The 15,514-nt window shown below is 66.6% G+C and carries 13 protein-coding genes, 1 tRNA gene and 2 pseudogenes; 8 read left to right on the forward strand and 8 right to left on the reverse strand.

Translation table 11 applies throughout. The features are described 5' to 3' along the window. Positions 1–26: 26 nt before the first annotated feature. The 4 genes and pseudogenes from aroC to OVY01_RS14855 form a co-directional block, all read right to left on the reverse strand. Entirely contained in the window at positions 27–1,130 is a 1,104-nt protein-coding gene (gene aroC / locus OVY01_RS14840) for a chorismate synthase (RefSeq protein WP_267848364.1), read from the reverse strand. An 89-nt stretch (positions 1,131–1,219) separates the two neighbouring features. Beyond that, a pseudogene (locus OVY01_RS14845) lies at positions 1,220–2,497 on the reverse strand (MFS transporter); the annotation flags it as partial. 134 nt (positions 2,498–2,631) lie between these two features. Further along, positions 2,632–3,099: a CBS domain-containing protein gene (locus OVY01_RS14850; RefSeq protein WP_267848365.1), complete on the reverse strand. Its 468-nt coding sequence runs from the start codon at positions 3,097–3,099 to the stop codon at positions 2,632–2,634. Between the two features lie 469 nt (positions 3,100–3,568). Beyond that, a pseudogene (locus OVY01_RS14855) lies at positions 3,569–4,882 on the reverse strand (YihY family inner membrane protein); the annotation flags it as partial. Between the two features lie 187 nt (positions 4,883–5,069). Here OVY01_RS14855 and wrbA point away from each other — a divergent pair. Further along, a complete protein-coding gene (wrbA, locus tag OVY01_RS14860) occupies positions 5,070–5,672 on the forward strand; it encodes an NAD(P)H:quinone oxidoreductase (RefSeq protein WP_267848366.1) in 603 nt (200 codons plus the stop codon). 45 nt (positions 5,673–5,717) lie between these two features. Here the strand turns inward: wrbA and OVY01_RS14865 are convergent. Next, positions 5,718–5,791 (reverse strand) — tRNA-Arg (locus tag OVY01_RS14865). Positions 5,792–5,824: 33 nt separating this feature from the next. Then, positions 5,825–6,667: an undecaprenyl-diphosphate phosphatase gene (locus OVY01_RS14870; protein ID WP_267848367.1), complete on the reverse strand. Its 843-nt coding sequence runs from the start codon at positions 6,665–6,667 to the stop codon at positions 5,825–5,827. Between the two features lie 496 nt (positions 6,668–7,163). On the opposite strand from OVY01_RS14870, the gene OVY01_RS14875 reads away from it, so the two are divergent. From OVY01_RS14875 to OVY01_RS14900, 6 genes are all read left to right on the forward strand, one after another. Continuing rightward, the gene (locus OVY01_RS14875) at positions 7,164–7,778 is read left to right on the forward strand and encodes a hypothetical protein (RefSeq protein WP_267848368.1); all 615 of its coding nucleotides are present in this window, start codon (positions 7,164–7,166) and stop codon (positions 7,776–7,778) included. A 225-nt stretch (positions 7,779–8,003) separates the two neighbouring features. Beyond that, a complete protein-coding gene (locus tag OVY01_RS14880) occupies positions 8,004–8,963 on the forward strand; it encodes an aldose epimerase family protein (protein ID WP_267848369.1) in 960 nt (319 codons plus the stop codon). A gap of 102 nt (positions 8,964–9,065) precedes the next feature. Then, positions 9,066–9,842: a peptidoglycan DD-metalloendopeptidase family protein gene (locus OVY01_RS14885; protein WP_267848370.1), complete on the forward strand. Its 777-nt coding sequence runs from the start codon at positions 9,066–9,068 to the stop codon at positions 9,840–9,842. Between the two features lie 42 nt (positions 9,843–9,884). Next, positions 9,885–10,196 carry a hypothetical protein gene (locus OVY01_RS14890; RefSeq protein WP_267848371.1) on the forward strand — a complete coding sequence of 104 codons (312 nt, stop codon included), beginning with the start codon at positions 9,885–9,887 and terminating at the stop codon, positions 10,194–10,196. Positions 10,197–10,520: 324 nt separating this feature from the next. Continuing rightward, positions 10,521–10,733 (forward strand): 30S ribosomal protein S21, encoded by a 213-nt coding sequence (gene rpsU / locus OVY01_RS14895; protein ID WP_267848372.1) that lies wholly within the window; start codon positions 10,521–10,523, stop codon positions 10,731–10,733. 280 nt (positions 10,734–11,013) lie between these two features. Next, positions 11,014–11,961, forward strand: coding sequence for a carbohydrate kinase family protein (locus tag OVY01_RS14900; protein WP_267848373.1), 948 nt, complete (start codon positions 11,014–11,016; stop codon positions 11,959–11,961). A gap of 16 nt (positions 11,962–11,977) precedes the next feature. On the opposite strand, the gene OVY01_RS14905 is transcribed toward OVY01_RS14900, so the two are convergent. Then, on the reverse strand, positions 11,978–13,186 hold the full coding sequence (locus OVY01_RS14905; protein ID WP_267848374.1) for an AGE family epimerase/isomerase: 1,209 nt from the start codon (positions 13,184–13,186) through the stop codon (positions 11,978–11,980). A 44-nt stretch (positions 13,187–13,230) separates the two neighbouring features. After that, entirely contained in the window at positions 13,231–14,151 is a 921-nt protein-coding gene (locus OVY01_RS14910; protein WP_267848375.1) for a bestrophin family protein, read from the reverse strand. 247 nt (positions 14,152–14,398) lie between these two features. Here OVY01_RS14910 and hisC point away from each other — a divergent pair, with 247 nt between their 5' ends. Continuing rightward, a complete protein-coding gene (hisC, locus tag OVY01_RS14915) occupies positions 14,399–15,463 on the forward strand; it encodes a histidinol-phosphate transaminase (RefSeq protein ID WP_267848376.1) in 1,065 nt (354 codons plus the stop codon). The last annotated feature ends 51 nt before the right edge of the window (positions 15,464–15,514 follow it).

The following is a 15,514-nucleotide window of genomic DNA, read 5'->3' on the forward strand; positions in this document are numbered from 1 at the left end:
CGCGCCGCACTGCCCGCCGCCGTGCGTCAGTCGGGCGCACGCGCGGCGATCCGCGGCGTATCGGTGCGGACGTCGCCGCACTGCGCGCGATGCCGCAACGCATGGTCGATCAGCACCAGGGCCACCGCCGCTTCGGCGATCGGCGTCGCGCGAATGCCCACACAGGGGTCATGGCGGCCGAAGGTCTCGACATCCGCCGCGTTCCCCTGCTTGTCGATCGAGCGCCGCGCCACGCGGATGCTCGAGGTCGGCTTGATGGCGATCGACGCGGTGATGTCCTGTCCGGTGGTGATGCCGCCCAGCACGCCGCCCGCGTGATTGCCGACGAAGCCCGCGGGCGTCAGTTCGTCGCCGTGCTCGGACCCGCGTTGCCGCACGCTATCGAAGCCCGCGCCGATCTCCACGCCCTTCACCGCGTTGATGCCCATCAGCGCATGCGCCAGATCCGCGTCGATGCGGTCGAACAAGGGCTCGCCCCAGCCTGCCGGCACGCCGCTGGCCACCACGTCGATCCGCGCGCCGATGGAATCGCCGCTGCGCCGCAGATCGTCCATATACGCCTCGAGCCGCGGCACGATGCCCGCGTTCGGCGCGAAGAACGGGTTCTGCTGCACGGCCGCCCAATCCTCGAAGGGAATGTCGATTTCGCCCAGCGCGCGCATATACGCGCGCACCTCGGTGCCGAGCTGCTCGCGCAGCCATTTCTTCGCCACGGCGCCGGCGGCCACCAGCGGGGCGGTGAGCCGCGCCGACGAACGTCCGCCGCCGCGATGGTCGCGGATGCCGTATTTCTGCCAGTAGGTGTAATCGGCGTGACCCGGGCGGAAGGTCTCGACGATGTTGCCGTAGTCCTTGCTGCGCTGATCGGTGTTGCGAATCAGCAGCGCGATCGGCGCGCCGGTGGTGCGGCCTTCGAACACACCGGAGAGGATTTCGACCCGATCGGCTTCCTGGCGTTGCGTGACATGCCGCGAAGTTCCCGGGCGGCGCCGGTCGAGTTCCTGCTGGACGTCCGCTTCGGCGAGCGCCATCCCGGGCGGGCAGCCGTCGACGACGCAGCCGATCGCGGGACCATGGGATTCCCCGAACGAGGTGACGGTGAACAGTTTTCCGAGGGTGTTTCCAGACATGGGGGCCCCGCCTTCGCTATCGTAAAGCCGGCATTTTACCGCCTGGCACGCGAATGCACGAAATCGCTGACCAGACCCCGCGATTGCCGCAGAAACTGCGGCGCGCACAGACACAGACCGCCGATCATCAGGGCGTTGAGCAGGCCGACCGTCAGGAACAGGAGCGGGATCGATCCGCCCAGCGCGCCCAACCCGAGCGCCAGCAGCGACGACGCCACCATGAACAGCGCATTGAGGATATTGTTCGCGGCGATGATGCGCGCGCGGTGGCTCGGTTGGCTGCGCTCCTGTATCAACGCATAGAGCGGCACGCTGTACAGGCCGCCGGCCACCGCCAGCAACGACAGATCGACGAGAATGCGCCAGTGGCCGCTCTGGCGGACGAAGCCGGCCACGGCATACAGCGCGCCCGGTTCCATCGTTGCCGGCCGCGGCGGCAGCGACCGGCATGCGAGATAGAGATCGACGGCGAACACCGTCATGCCGATGCCGCCGACCGGCACGAGGCCGAGCACGCGGCGCGCGGAACCGAAGCGCCCGCACAGCATCGAGCCGGCGCCGATCCCCACGGTGAAGGTCGCGAGCAGCAACGTGACGACCGAGGGACCCGCCGCCAGCACATCGCGTGCAAACGGAAAAAAGGAGGTGAGCAGGACCGCGCCGACGAACCAGAGCCAGGAAATGCCGATCAGGCCGACGAAGATGGTACGGTCCTCGAACGCCAGCACGAGGTTGCGCCAGGTTTCGGAGACGGGATTCCAGTTGATCCGCAAGCCCGGCGCGGCTGGCGCGGAAGACGGAATCCACGCCGATACCACCCGCCCGATCAGCGCGCAGGCGAGGCACAGGACCGCCACCATCGGGCCGCCGGCGCCACCGCTCGCCACCATCCCGCCGATCAAGGTCCCGAGCAGAATCGAGATGAAGGTGCCCATTTCCACCAGGCCGTTGCCGGCAACGAGTTCGGCGGGTGCGAGATGCTCGGGCAGGTACGCGTACTTCGCGGGACCGAACAGCGTCGAATGCAGACCCATCAGGAAAATGCCGACGTACAACAGGCGGGCGCTGTGCAGCAGGAAACCGGCGCTGGCCAGCATCATGATGCCGATCTCCAGCGTCTTGACCGCACGCATCAGCACGGCCTTGTCGTATTTGTCCGCGAGTTGTCCCGCCGTGGCCGAGAACAACAGAAAGGGCACCACGAAAATGGCGGCGATCAGGAACGCGGCCGCGCCCGCGTTGCCCACGCCGAACAGCACCGATTGATAGGTGACGACCGACGTAAAGCCGACCTTGAAGAGGTTGTCGTTCAGCGCGCCGGAGAACTGCACCCAGAAAAACGGTGCGAAGCGGCGTTCGCGCAGCAGGCGACGCGGTGTGGGCGCGGTCGCAGCGGGTTTACCGTCCGATTGGTTGCTCGGTTGGCTGCCCGGTTCGTTGCCCGGTTGGTTGCCCGGTTGGCCGTCGGGTTCGGCGCCGGCCGCCGGCCGCGCGCGTCCGCTCAAAGCCGGATATCGCTCGTGGAAGTCTCTTCCTCGTGCGGCCAGTCGCGGATGTAGGCCTTGAGCATCCGGTTCTCGAAGCCCTGCGCTTCGACCACCGCGCGGGCGACGTCGAACAGGGAAATGACCCCCATCAGCCGCCGATTGTCCAGCACCGGCAGATAGCGCGCGTGCCTTTCGAGCATCAGGCGCCGCAGTTCGTCGATATGCATCTCGGGCGTGCAGGACAGGAAAGCTTCGTCCATCAGCGAGCGCACCGACGTCTCGCCCAGCGAACCGCCGTTCGCGTTCAGCGTCGCCACCACCTCGCGAAACGTCAGCATGCCGACGACCTCGCCGTGTTCGATCACGACGACGGAGCCGATGTCGTGCTCGGCCATCACCATCACGGCATCGTGAAATGTCGTGCTGGCGGAGACCGTGTACAACGCGCTGCCCTTGACCTTCAGTATGTCGCTCACTCGCATGATTGCCACCCACCTTGATACGGTTTGTTGATCCTAGCGGAAAGGCGGCTAAAAATAAAGTCGCGCCATACCCTTGATTCCCCTCTTTCGCAAGCCCGGCGAATTCAGGCCGTTGCGTGCCGCGTACACCGGCGCCCGTCGCTCAGGTATCGAGGGGTACGGCCGGCGCGCGGCGGATATCCGCGGTAACGCGATGCGCAGGGGCCGACGCCCCGCCCACGTCGGAGGTCCGCCCGGCCGCGTCCCGGGCGTGCAGCTCGCCGGCCGGCGTCGCGGCGCTGCCGGCGTGGTCCGCATCGCCTGCACTGCCTTCATCGCCGTCTTCCTCTTCCTCTACTTCCCCGCCGGCGGCCCGCTCGTCGCGCTCGTCCATCCGCTCCAGCAGCGCCTCCGGCACGGGCACCGCGAACGATGCGGGCGACGAAGCGGGCGACGAAGCGGGCGACGACACGGGCGACAGTAACGGCGACGGCATGGGCACCGATAGCGGAGACAGCAGCGGTGCCGGCGCGACGGCGAGCTCCGCCTGCACCAGCGAAGCCGTGCGCGCCGCCATCAGATCGGCCAGCGAGGTCGTGAGTCCGCCGTTCTGCATCGCTTCCACCAGCTTCGGTCCGTCGATCCGCGATGTCTCCAGACCCGCCTGGAACGCCAGTTCGGCGCGGTTCACGACCAGCAGGTCAAAAAGCGCCGCCACCGTGATCGCGGCGGGGTTGGCGATCAGCACCCAGCGCGCCGCCTCGCCGTCGCGATGCAGACGGGCGATCCATTCGCATCCTTCGAGCAGATTCAGCAGCCGCAGCGTGGTTTCGAGGTCGCGCCGCACCATCCGCGAGAGTTCCGACGCAGTGTAGCCCATCCGCCCGCGATCACGCGCGCGTACCAGCCGCGAGAGCATGCCGAGCGCGTCGAGCAGATCGCTCCCCGGAAAACGCGGCCGGAAAAAATGCCCGGCGCGGATGGCGGGGAGCGCGGAGGTGATCGTCGCGCCGAAAAGCGTGATGAACCAGCTCAGATAGACCCAGATCAGGAAGATCGGGAACGCGGCGAACGCGCCGTACACGGCCGTATAGGTGGGAATATGGCGGATGTAGAAGCCGAAAACCCGCTTCGTGATCTCGAAGGCCAGCGCCGCGAACAGGCCGCCCCACATCGCATCGCGCCATTCGACGCGACAATTTGGCACATAGACGTAGAGCAGCGTGAACCCCAGCGCCATGACCGGCACGGCGGCGAGCGAGATCGCCCACTGCCTGGCGAACGGCAGCAGATGCAGGGCGTCGGTGACCGACACGACCGATTGACCCAGCAAATAGGTCGAGAACGAGACGCTGACGCCGAACAGCATCGGCGCCAGCGTCAGCACCGCCCAGTAGATCAGCAGACGCTGCGCGAGCGGGCGCGACTTGCGCACCCGCCAGATCACGTTCAACGACGATTCGATCGTCATCATCGTGATCAGCGAGGTCATGACCAGTACGCCCATGCCGGCGGTGGTCAGGGCCTTGGCCTTCGCGGCGAACTCGTTCAGATAGTCGAAGATCTGCTGGTTGACCGCCGGGGGCATCAGGTGATCGGCCAGGAAAGCCTGCAACGCATCGCGGAAGGTCGAGAAGATCGGAAACGCGGTGAACACCGCGAACGCCACGGTGATCAGGGGCACGATCGACAGGACGGTCGTAAACGTCAGGCTGCCCGCCACTTGCGGGACCCGGTCCTCGGTGCTGCGCTTCGCGGCGAAACGGGCGAAGCGTCGCAACGTGGGCAGACGCAGGAAGGAAATCAAAGGCTACCTCTTCTGGCAGGACGCCGGCGCGGGACGCGCGAGCGCTTGCGGAACGTGCGCCGCGCACGGCGCACCTGCGCGACACTGCGCTACGGACGCGCTCGATGTGCGCATGGCACGGCGCGAAGGTGGGCGAACCCGGCCCACCCCCTATAATAGAACGTCACAGTAAATGGCTCATGCGATGGAAGACATTCTGGTTCTCTACTATAGCCGTCACGGCGCCACACGCGAACTCGCGCGGCTGATCGCGCAGGGCGTCGACAGCGTGGCCGGCGCGCAGGCGCGGCTGCGTACCGTGCCGCCGGTCTCGACCGTCTGCGAGGCCAGCGCGCCGGCCATCCCGGATACCGGGGCGCCCTATGCGGAAACGCGCGACCTGCAGGAATGCGCGGGACTCGCGCTGGGCTCGCCGACACGTTTCGGCAATATGGCCGCGCCCCTCAAATATTTCCTGGACGGCACGTCGGCGGAGTGGCTCTCCGGCGCATTGACCGGCAAGCCGGGGTGCGTGTTCACCTCGACGGGCAGCCCGCACGGCGGCCAGGAAAGCACGCTGCTGACGATGATGGTGCCGCTGCTGCATCACGGCATGCTGGTGCTGGGGATTCCGTACTCGGAAAGCGCGCTGACCACGACGAACGGCGGCGGCACGCCCTATGGCGCGTCGCACTGGAGTCGAAAAGGTGAATCCGGCGAGACGATCGGACCGGATGAAAAGACGCTGGCGATCGCGCTGGGCGCGCGGCTCGCGCGCGCGGCGCTGGCGCTCAGGGCGGCAACGTAGCGCCGCTGCTGCCGCCGCTGCATGCGGGGCGGCGACGAAAAAGGGCGCGGCGGACAGGAATCGAACCCGTAACCCCAGACTTAGAAGGTCTGTGCTCTATCCGGTTGAGCTACCGCCACGCGGACTGCAATTCTAACAGAGTCGGCGCGGGTCTAGACCAGTTGCGGATGCATCGACAGCCAGACGAAGGCCGCCGCGCCGGCGACCAGGCAGTAGACGCCGAATACCGCCAGACGCCCCTTGCCTTCGAAGTAATGCATCAGGAAACGGATGCTCAGGTACGCGGCGATGCCCGTCAGGACCCCGCCCAGCAGCGCGTCGCTCAACTGGGTGCCGCCGGCCCGGAACAGCTTGGGCAGCTCCAGCACGCCGGCCGCGAAAATGATGGGCGTGCCGAGCAGGAAGGAGAATTCCGCCGCTTTTTCGGCGGTCATGCCCGCGCCGACGCCGGCGATCATCGTCAGGCCGCTGCGCGAGAAGCCCGGAATCAGCGCACCGATCTGCGCGAAACCCACCGCAGCGGCCTGGAGGAACGTGAGTTTTTCCGGGGCCGGCGACCGCAGCGCCGAGCGGCGGCGCTGCAGGCGGTCGCCGAACCACAGCAATACGCCATTGATCATCAGCGCGGCGGCGACGATGCGCAGGTCGTGGAAAACATGCTCGATGTGCTTTTCCAGCAGCAGGCCGACCACTCCCGCGGGGATCGTACCGGCGATCAGCGCCCAGGCCAGATGGCCGTCGTCGCTGCGGTGCCCGCCCAGGGTGCCGAACCAGCCGCGCACGATCGCCACCCAGCGCGCGCGGAAATACCAGAGCAGCGCCACCGCGGTGCCCAGATGCAGGGCCACCAGAAACGGCAGCAGTTGCGGCGCATGCCGGTCGATATGCATGCCGATCAGACCGGGCACGAGCAAGGTGTGTCCCAGACTGCTGACCGGGAACAATTCGGTGACGCCCTGAAGCACGCTCAGGAAAATAAGAAAGGCTAGACTCACGAGGAAAGCTCGGCTAAAAGGCGGTAAAAGAAAGGATCAGGCGCCGTACGACGCCGCGTCGCCGGGAATTATGCGCTATCGGCGCTCAAGCGCCAAGACGCGCGGCCCGCATGCCGCATCGACCACGGCGCCATCCCCGCCAAATGCTGCGGCGGGCACGCAAACCGCTGCCAGTTGCGGCGATGCCACACTTTTTGCATCGGCATATAACTTTTGCTGCTCAAACGATCAATTCAAGCGACAATCCGTTCCGTCATCTCTGCGGTTTAGAAGGCCCAGAAGGGCACTCTCGAGGTCGGATGGGTTGAACCATCTGATTGGACGATTGAGGAGCCCTAACGATGACAGCTTAGCTCGTCGCAGATGCGAGCCGGCACAGAGGAAAGCTACGGGGATTGACGAGCCCGCTCGGTGAGCGGGCTTTTTTTTGTCCGCGTTTTTGCGAGCGGCGTCGGGTTCCTCGACCGGGTTCGTCCACCTTTACCGGGACATCGTCATGCGATTCGTCATACTTATTGCCCGGCGTCTTGCCCCGCTTCTCGTCTGTCCGGTCATCTATGTCTGCGCGGCTTTTTCGGCCGCACAGGCACAGACGCCGGCCATCCAGGCGCGCATCGAAGCCCCGGGCGATGCGCCGCTGGTACGCCTGCGCTGGCCCGCCACCTCGCTGGCGCGCGCCGCCACCGGCCGGCTCGTCGCGCTCGACGATGCCGCCGGCACGCCCCTTTCCTTCGGTTTCGTCGTCGCGCCGGAAGACCAGGGCCATACGGTGCGCCCGATGTGGCTGATCGTTCGTCTCCAGGGCGCCGTTCCGTACCGGCTCAGCGTGAGCCGTGACGGCTTGTCTGGCCGGTACCGCGACGACCCGGATGCCCTGTCCGGGCATCGGCTGCCGCCGCTCGGGGAGCTTCCCGTGGCAACGGTACCCGCCGATGCCTGGGGACCGATCGTCGCGGTACTCGAGGACGCGCAAGCGGCACAGCAATCCACCGATACACGCTGGCGCCGCTGGATCCTGGCGCTCGCGGTCTCGGGACTCATCGCGCTGGCGGCCCTCATCGCCTTCTTCGCACGCGGGCAGGCGCGCCGGGACGACGTGACGCGGCTCTGATCCTTGCGCCGGTGGCGTGGGCGGTGGCTCGCGGGCGCCGGCCGACATCGCTCATGTACACTTAGCCAGCGCCGGCCAAATCCGCGCGACGGCGCGCTTTCCCGGCGCTTTTCCGGCGCTTTCCCGGCGCTTTCCTTGAATTTTCCCGATCCATCGGCACCGGTCGGGCCGACCGTGCCGCACCGTTGCGCGGTGGCCGGGCCGGGCCCGCCACCAGGACCCGTCATGCGCTTTACCGATCCCGACATCATCGAACTGGGCGATGCCCGCAGCGCGCTCTGGGTCGCGCCCCGTGCCGGCGGACGTCTGCTTTGCTGGCGCCTCAACGGGCACGACGTCATTTATTGGCCCACGCAATTCGATCTGAGCGCACCCGCGCGGATCCGGGGCGGCAACCCCCTGCTGTTTCCCTTCATCGGGCGGCATCGTGTCGGCGCGACCCCCAATCAATGGCAGGACGCAGCAGGCGCGGTGCATGCGTTGCCGCAGCACGGTTTCGCCCGCGACCTGCCGTTCGACGCCACCGTCAGCGCCGACCGGCAGGCCGTCGAGATGACGCTGACGAGCGATGCGCGAACCCACGCCGGCTACCCGTTCGACTTCACGTTCAGCGCCCATTACCGTCTCGACGGCAACGCCCTCACGGTCACGCTGGAAACCCGCAATACCGGCGACGTACCCTTGCCGTATTACGCCGGACATCATTTCTATTTCGCCCTGCCCCATGGATTGCGTACCGCGAGCCGCCTGACGCTGCCGCCCACGCTGCGGTGCGCGCAACGCAGCGACGGGTCGATTTCCGAACCTGTCGCGGAAAACGCCGTCTACTACCCGGGCGATCCACAGATACAGGACCAGTTGCACCTGCTGCGCCAGGATGCACCGCAGGGCACGGTCACACTGGAAATTCCGCCGCTCGGACGCCGCATCGCCATCGAACTCGCCACCCAGCCGGCGGCCGCGTCGTCCCACGTACCCTGGTATGCGGTCACCACCTGGACCGAATCCGACACGTCGGATTTTTATTGCGTCGAGCCCTGGCTGGGTTTGCCGAACGCGATTCACCATGGTCAGGGCCTGCGCTGGATACCGGCCGGCGGCATCGAGCGGGCGAGCTGCACGATCGTCGTCACCGACGACGCGGTTGCAACAGCGCCGAGCGCATCCCTCGTCCCGGCGACCTGAAGCGGGTTAAAATCCGCACTCCGCGCCACCGCTTTTCCGGACGAGCGCGCGCCGCACGCGTCGCCGGGGCGCCACCGGCCCGTTCAATTTTTGTGGAGTGTCATGCTTTTCGGTCGTATTGATCCGTTCGCCGCCCGCCGCGGACACCCACCGCGCCGCGCGCTGGCGCTGCTGCTGACCACCGCGCTCCTTGCCGCCTGCTCGTCGGCGCCGGTCGGGCCGGGCTTCTATCGCGTGGAAAAAGGCGATACGCTGTCGGCGATCGCGCGCCGCAATGGGCAGTCGGTCGCCAGCCTATCGCGGTGGAACGGCATCGCCAACCCGAACCAGCTCGAGGTGGACCAGGTGCTGCGCGTCGCACCGCCGGGTGGCGAAGCGGGCGTACGCACGCGCGCCGTGGATACCGCGACGCCCGCGGAAGCGGCCGTGGACGCGCCCGCCCGTGCGGGGTCCGCGCGCGCCGCCCGCCCCGCCGCCCCGCCGCCGCTGGCGAGCGGCGGTCCGCCGGCGGGCACGACGATCACCCTGGCCTGGCCTGCCCGGGGCACCGTCGTCGATGCTTTCGACGGCAGCCGCAACAAAGGCATCGACATCGGCGGTCAGCCAGGCGACCCGGTAACCGCGGCCGCCGCGGGACAGGTCGCCTACGTCGGGCAGCTGCGAGGTTACGGCAACCTGGTGATCATCAAGCACAGCGGCGGTTTCCTGACGTCGTACGCGCATCTGCAACGCGCGAACGTCAAGGAAGGCCAGGCGATCAGCAGCGGTCAGACGATCGCGACCCTGGGCGACACCGAAGCCAGCCGGCCGATATTGCATTTCGAATTGCGTTACAACGGTCAACCGGTCAACCCGGTCCGTTACCTGCCGTCCCGATGATCAAGCCGGCAGCCCATTTTCCTGAATAACGAACCTCTGCCCATGACGCTCCTCCGCTGCGGACTTACCGTCCTCCTGGTCGCCGGCACCGCCTTGCTGGGCGCCTGCGCGAATTCCGCGAAACTGACCTACCTGCCAAGCGGCAATACCGGCTTCGCGATCAATTGCAGCGGCAGCGACGCCAGTTCCGGCTGGGGCGACTGCTACAAGCAGGCAAGCGACGCCTGCGGCGCCTACGGCTATGACGTGATCTCGAAGGACGACGAGAAAGGCTCGACCTCGGGCGGCTCGCTGATCGGGGTATTCGGCGCCAACATCAAGAATCGCTCGATGGTCATCCAGTGCCGCAAGTAATCCGGCGCACACGCGCCGCGAGCCCGCGACGGCACTGTCGGACGAACGCGACGGCAACGCCGCGCGCGGCCGCCCCCTCGCCTCGGGCGATTGACAAGTGAATCTCTCCCGCGTATAAAGGAAGATTATTGTTTCCAGGGTAGACACGCCTAAGCTCGTGCAACGCCTTGCCGCCGGGTCGGAACGCTGCCGTATCGCGTACCGCAAAGGGGGTGGCGAAGCAGGCCGGGCCTCTGTCGGCGGCAGCGGACTTCGCTGGTCTGCCTTGATTTTACGGTTGGGGAACCGTAAAACTGACTATCTCGATCCCTTAAAGGAAGGCCTGTGACCACCATCGTTATTAAAGAAAACGAGCCGTTTGAAGTTGCCATGCGGCGTTTTCGCCGGAATATCCAAAGCCAGGGGCTGATCGCCGAAGTTCGCGCCCGTCAGGCTTATGAAAAGCCGACGACCGAGCGCAAGCGCAAGAAGGCTGCCGCGAAAAGCCGGACGCGCAAGCGCCTGAGCCGCGACACGCTCGCCCCGAAGCTGTACTGATCCGGCGCGACTGGTGAAAAAGCCGGGAAGAATACGTTCTTCCCGGCTTTTTTGCGTCCGGTGCTCGCGTCTGCCGGGGTCGTTTCCACGCCGCACGGACGCGCTGGGTAGCCAGGACACGCTCGCGCGACGGTGGCGGCGCGCGAATCAGGGATATCCCCTAGCATGCGCCGCGCGGGCGGTGACCTTGCTATGATCGGCGCTTTCGCCGTTCCGTCCGGCGCCTGACGTCGTTTCGCGCGCCCGCTGCACGTGTGCGACTCACATACCTATCCCCGCCATGTCCGTCGATCGCACCGCCCTGCCCCGTCTCCTGGTTTTCGGTGAAGCCCTGACGGATTTCGTCCGCAGCGGCGCACAGACGTGGCACAGTGTCGCCGGCGGTTCCGGCTGGAACGTGGCGCGCGTGGGCGCGACCCTCGGTGTGCCGACCGGCTGGGGCGGCGCGGTCAGCCGCGATGTGTTCGGCCAGGAGATCGTCGACAAATCGCGTGCTGCCGGGCTGGACATGCGCTTCCTGCAGGTGGTCGACAAGCCGCCGCTGATCGCGATGGTGCACCAGACCAGTCCGCCGGATTACTTTTTCCTGGGTACCGACACCGCGGATCTCGCGTTCGATGCGCGGGCACTGCCCGCAGGGTGGGAAACGCAATGCGAGATCGCGCATTTCGGTTGCATCAGCCTCGTGCGCGAACCGCTTGCCGGGCAGCTCGTCGCGCTCGCCCGGCGCCTGCGGCAGGCCGGCACGCGCATCAGTTTCGATGCGAACTACCGGAACCTGATGGGACCGGACTACCCGGCCTTCTTCGAATCGATGGTCGCGAACGCCGATATCGTCAAGGTGTCGGACGAGGATCTCGCGCGCATCTATCCGGACCGCACGAGCGCCGCGGTACTGGAAGACGTGCGCCGCCGCGCCGCGCACGCGCTGCTACTGTTCACGCGAGGCGCCGACGGCATGACCTTGTTCACGGGCGATGCCGTACTCGAACAAGCGGCGCTGCGCGTGAACGTCGCCGATACGGTGGGAGCAGGCGACGCCTGCATCGGCGGCTTTCTGACAAGCCTGCTGCAGCGTCCGGCGGGCCCGCTCGCCGAGCACCTGCACTTCGCCGCTGCCACGGCCGCAGCCGCCTGCACGCGCGTGGGCGCGTATGCCCCGACGCGCGACGACGTGCTGACCCTGGCCCGCGCCGCAGCGCCGGGCTTCCTTCAGGACGCGGTCTAGGAGGCGGCGGGACGACTCAGGACGCAGGCGGCGACGCCAGCACCTTGAGCACGTCGTAGCACGCGCCCATCGTGTGGTAATCGACCTTGCCCGCGGGGCTTTTCAGGTCGTCGATCTTGCTGTTGTCGCGGCGCAGGATCCGGAACCACGCGCCTTCGCGATGATCGACGAAATGCCGCCACGCATACGTCCAGATCCGCTCGTACCACTCCCGATAACGGACGTCGCGGGTGCGCTGCGCGAGCAAGGCGGCGGTCGCGATCGACTCCGCCTGGACCCAGAAATACTTGTCGTCGTCGTAGAACGCATCGTCGGTACCGGTGCCGTACACGATTCCGCCGTGCGCGTCGTCCCAACCGAGGGCCATCGCACGATCGAACAGTTCACGCGCGCGCGGCAGCCGCCAGGCGGCGGGGTCGTGCCGGTCCAGGATCAGCAGCAGCTTCGCCCATTCGGCCTGATGCCCCGGCTGAAAGCCCCAGGGACGGAAGATATTGCTGCGGTCGCCCTTGTTGTACTCCCAGTCCACGCTCCAGTCGGCATGGTAATGCTCCCAGACGAGGCCCCCCGTGAGCGCTGCCTGGCGGTTGACGATATGGTCGGCCACCAGCGCCGCGCGGCTCAGATAGCGTTGCTCCCCGGTTGCCTCGAAAGCCGCGATCAAGGCTTCGCAGGCGTGCATATTGGCGTTCTGGCCGCGATAGTCCGAGACCTGCCAGTCGGCCGTCGCCTCGTCGGCGTAGAGCCCGTGCCGCGGATCCCAGAAACGGTGCTCCAGCAGATCCCAGGTCTCCGCGAGCCAGCCCCGCGCCTCGTCGATTCCCGCCTCGATCGCCTTCGCGTAAGCGAGCATCACGAAGGCCAGGCCATAGCAATGGTTGGTGTCGTCGACCACGCCGTCGCGATCGAGCAGCCAGGCATAGCCGCCGGTCGCGCTCTGCCGGTGCACATCGCGCAGATAGGCCAGCCCATGCCGCACGCCGCCGCGAAACTCGTCGGCGCGGAACTGCTGCCAGGCCATCGAATACGTGAAGATGAACCGCGTGCTGCTCACCAGGTGCCGGGTGTCGCGGTCGTAGACCTCGCCGCTGTCCTTGTAGAAATGGTAGAAACCGCCCCGGGGATCCATGCATTTCGGATGATAGAAATTCATCGTCCGGGCGATATGATCGATCAGGAAGGCCGGACTGGAAAAATCCGGCAGCGGCGGGATGGGTGGGGACATGGTGCTATGTACTCCTGCGCGGTAAGGTTCACGGAACGAACGGGCTAGGTGAGCAGATACCCTTCGCGCGCCGCCACCGGCGGCGGCAGCGCGCGCTCGCCCAGTTGCTCGCGCAGCGAGCGCTCGATGGTGCGGCTCATTGCATCGAGCGCGAGGTCATTGGGCGCGATGCCGAACGGCTCCTCGAGCTCGCTGGCGATGGCGTTCAGCGCCATGAAGGCATACGCGATGAAAACCGTGATCACCGGGGTCGCCATGCCGATGCTGCCGACCAGGCCGAACGGCAGCAGGATGCAATAGAAATAGATGGTGCGGTGCAGCAATACGTCATACGCATAGGGAATCGGCGTGTTGCTCAGCCGTTCGCAGCCGCCGACGAGGTCCGACAACGCGCCCAGCCGCGTGTCGATCGATTGCGCCAGCATGTCGCTGATCAATCCTTCGGTGCGCCATTCACGCAGATCTTCGCCGAGCATGCGCACCAGCTCGACCGGCCGGTAGACCGCGGCGGACACGCGGTCCGCCCGTTCCGGCGACAGCAGGCGGTTCAGATCCGAGCGGTCGTCGGAATCGCGCAACTGGTGCTTGAGGCTGTAGGCGAAGGCCACCAGCTGCATCACGAAGCCGCGCGTGCGCGCCGCATCGAGTCCCACCGGCAGGGTCAGCGCCTGGCGCGCGAGGGAACGCGTGTCGTTCAACAGGGCGCCCCACAATTTGCGCCCCTCCCAGAAACGCTCGTAGCTCGCGTTGTTGCGAAACCCGAGGAAGATCGCCAGCGCGATGCCGATCAGACTGAACGGCACCGGGTCCAGGCGCAGCAGATGGTCGCCCAGATAGGTATGCCAGAACACGGCCACGAGGGAGATCAGAAAGATGAGTCCCATCGACGGCAGGACCGTGCCGAGGACGGAACCATGCCAGATGAACAACATCCTGAACCAATTGAGCTTCGGTCTGACGATCACGTTCGGATAAGGAAAGAGAGAAACACCTGCAGCGCGGTATCGATGCGAGGCCCGGGTGAATTATCATACAGAGGCCGGCCGCCTGCGCGTTTCGTCAGCACGATTTCGTCATCGCGCCCCGTTCGCTTGCTTCACGCCCGTATTTACAAGCCCGTATTCAAGAGCGCGCGTTTAACATTTGGCACCCCGCATTCGAGCCCGCATTCAATCAAGCCCATATTTCGTCGCCTCAACCGCTCCTGGCCCCATGGAAAAATACTGGACCCCCCTCGCCCGCACCCTGACGCCCTATGTGCCGGGCGAACAGCCGCGCATCCCGAACCTCGTCAAGCTGAACACCAACGAGAATCCGCATCCACCGTCGCCGCGCGTGCTCGAGGCGATTCGCGCGGCATGCGACGCGCGGCTGCGGCTCTATCCGGACCCCTCCGCCACCCGGCTGAAAGAGGCGATCGCCCGGCGCTACGATGTGCGGCCCGATCAGGTATTCGTCGGCAACGGCTCCGATGAAGTCCTCGCACACGCGTTTCCGGCTTTTTTCCAGCAGGACCGGCTGATTCTGTTCCCCGACATCAGCTACAGCTTCTATCCGGTCTATTGCGGCCTGTACAACGTGCCGTTCGAGCGCATCCCGGTCGATGCGCAACTGGCCGTTCAGCTCGCGGATTACCAGCGCCCGAACGGCGGCATCCTGTTCGCCAGTCCGAACGCGCCCACCGGCATCGCGGTCCCGCTGGCGGACATCGAGGCCTTGCTGCAGGCGAACCCCGATACGGTCGTGCTGGTGGACGAGGCGTATATCGATTTCGGCGGCGCCAGCGCGGTGCCGCTGGTGGCGCGCTACCCGAACCTGCTGGTGGTCCAGACGCTGTCCAAATCGCGTTCGCTGGCGGGCATGCGGGTCGGTTTCGCGATCGGCGACGCCGGTCTCATCACCGCGCTCGAACGCGTGAAAAGCAGTTTCAACTCCTATCCGCTCGATCATCTCGCGCAGGCTGGCGCGGTGGCCGCGATCGAGGACGAGGAAGCCTTTACGCAAGGTTGCGACGCGATCATCGCGACCCGCAGCCGGCTTGCCGCCGCACTGGATGCCTTGGGCTTCGACGTGCTGCCGTCGTCGGCCAATTTCCTGTTCGCGCGCCACCCGGCCCATGCCGGCACGGCATTGCAGGCCGGGCTGCGCGCCGCCGGCGTGCTCGTGCGGCGCTTCGATGCGCCCCGCATCGCCGATTACCTGCGCATCACCGTCGGCACTGACGCAGAATGTGCGCGCCTCGTCGAGGTCCTGCGTCCGCTCGTGCAGGCGGCATGACGATGGCGGCGGCGGCGCGGCGGCACGGCCGCGTGTCCGACACGGCGCCTG

This window comes from Robbsia betulipollinis (assembly GCF_026624755.1).
Classification (GTDB): domain Bacteria; phylum Pseudomonadota; class Gammaproteobacteria; order Burkholderiales; family Burkholderiaceae; genus Robbsia; species Robbsia betulipollinis.

Coding starts and splice junctions, on each gene's coding strand:
- wrbA (WP_267848366.1), top strand. CDS start 5,070: ATGGAAGACATTCTGGTTCTCTACTATAGCCGTCACGGCGCCACACGC.
- hisC (WP_267848376.1), top strand. CDS start 14,399: ATGGAAAAATACTGGACCCCCCTCGCCCGCACCCTGACGCCCTATGTG.
- OVY01_RS14880 (WP_267848369.1), top strand. CDS start 8,004: ATGCGCTTTACCGATCCCGACATCATCGAACTGGGCGATGCCCGCAGC.
- OVY01_RS14890 (WP_267848371.1), top strand. CDS start 9,885: ATGACGCTCCTCCGCTGCGGACTTACCGTCCTCCTGGTCGCCGGCACC.
- OVY01_RS14885 (WP_267848370.1), top strand. CDS start 9,066: ATGCTTTTCGGTCGTATTGATCCGTTCGCCGCCCGCCGCGGACACCCA.
- OVY01_RS14905 (WP_267848374.1), bottom strand. CDS start 13,186: ATGTCCCCACCCATCCCGCCGCTGCCGGATTTTTCCAGTCCGGCCTTC.
- OVY01_RS14875 (WP_267848368.1), top strand. CDS start 7,164: ATGCGATTCGTCATACTTATTGCCCGGCGTCTTGCCCCGCTTCTCGTC.
- OVY01_RS14900 (WP_267848373.1), top strand. CDS start 11,014: ATGTCCGTCGATCGCACCGCCCTGCCCCGTCTCCTGGTTTTCGGTGAA.
- aroC (WP_267848364.1), bottom strand. CDS start 1,130: ATGTCTGGAAACACCCTCGGAAAACTGTTCACCGTCACCTCGTTCGGG.
- OVY01_RS14850 (WP_267848365.1), bottom strand. CDS start 3,099: ATGCGAGTGAGCGACATACTGAAGGTCAAGGGCAGCGCGTTGTACACG.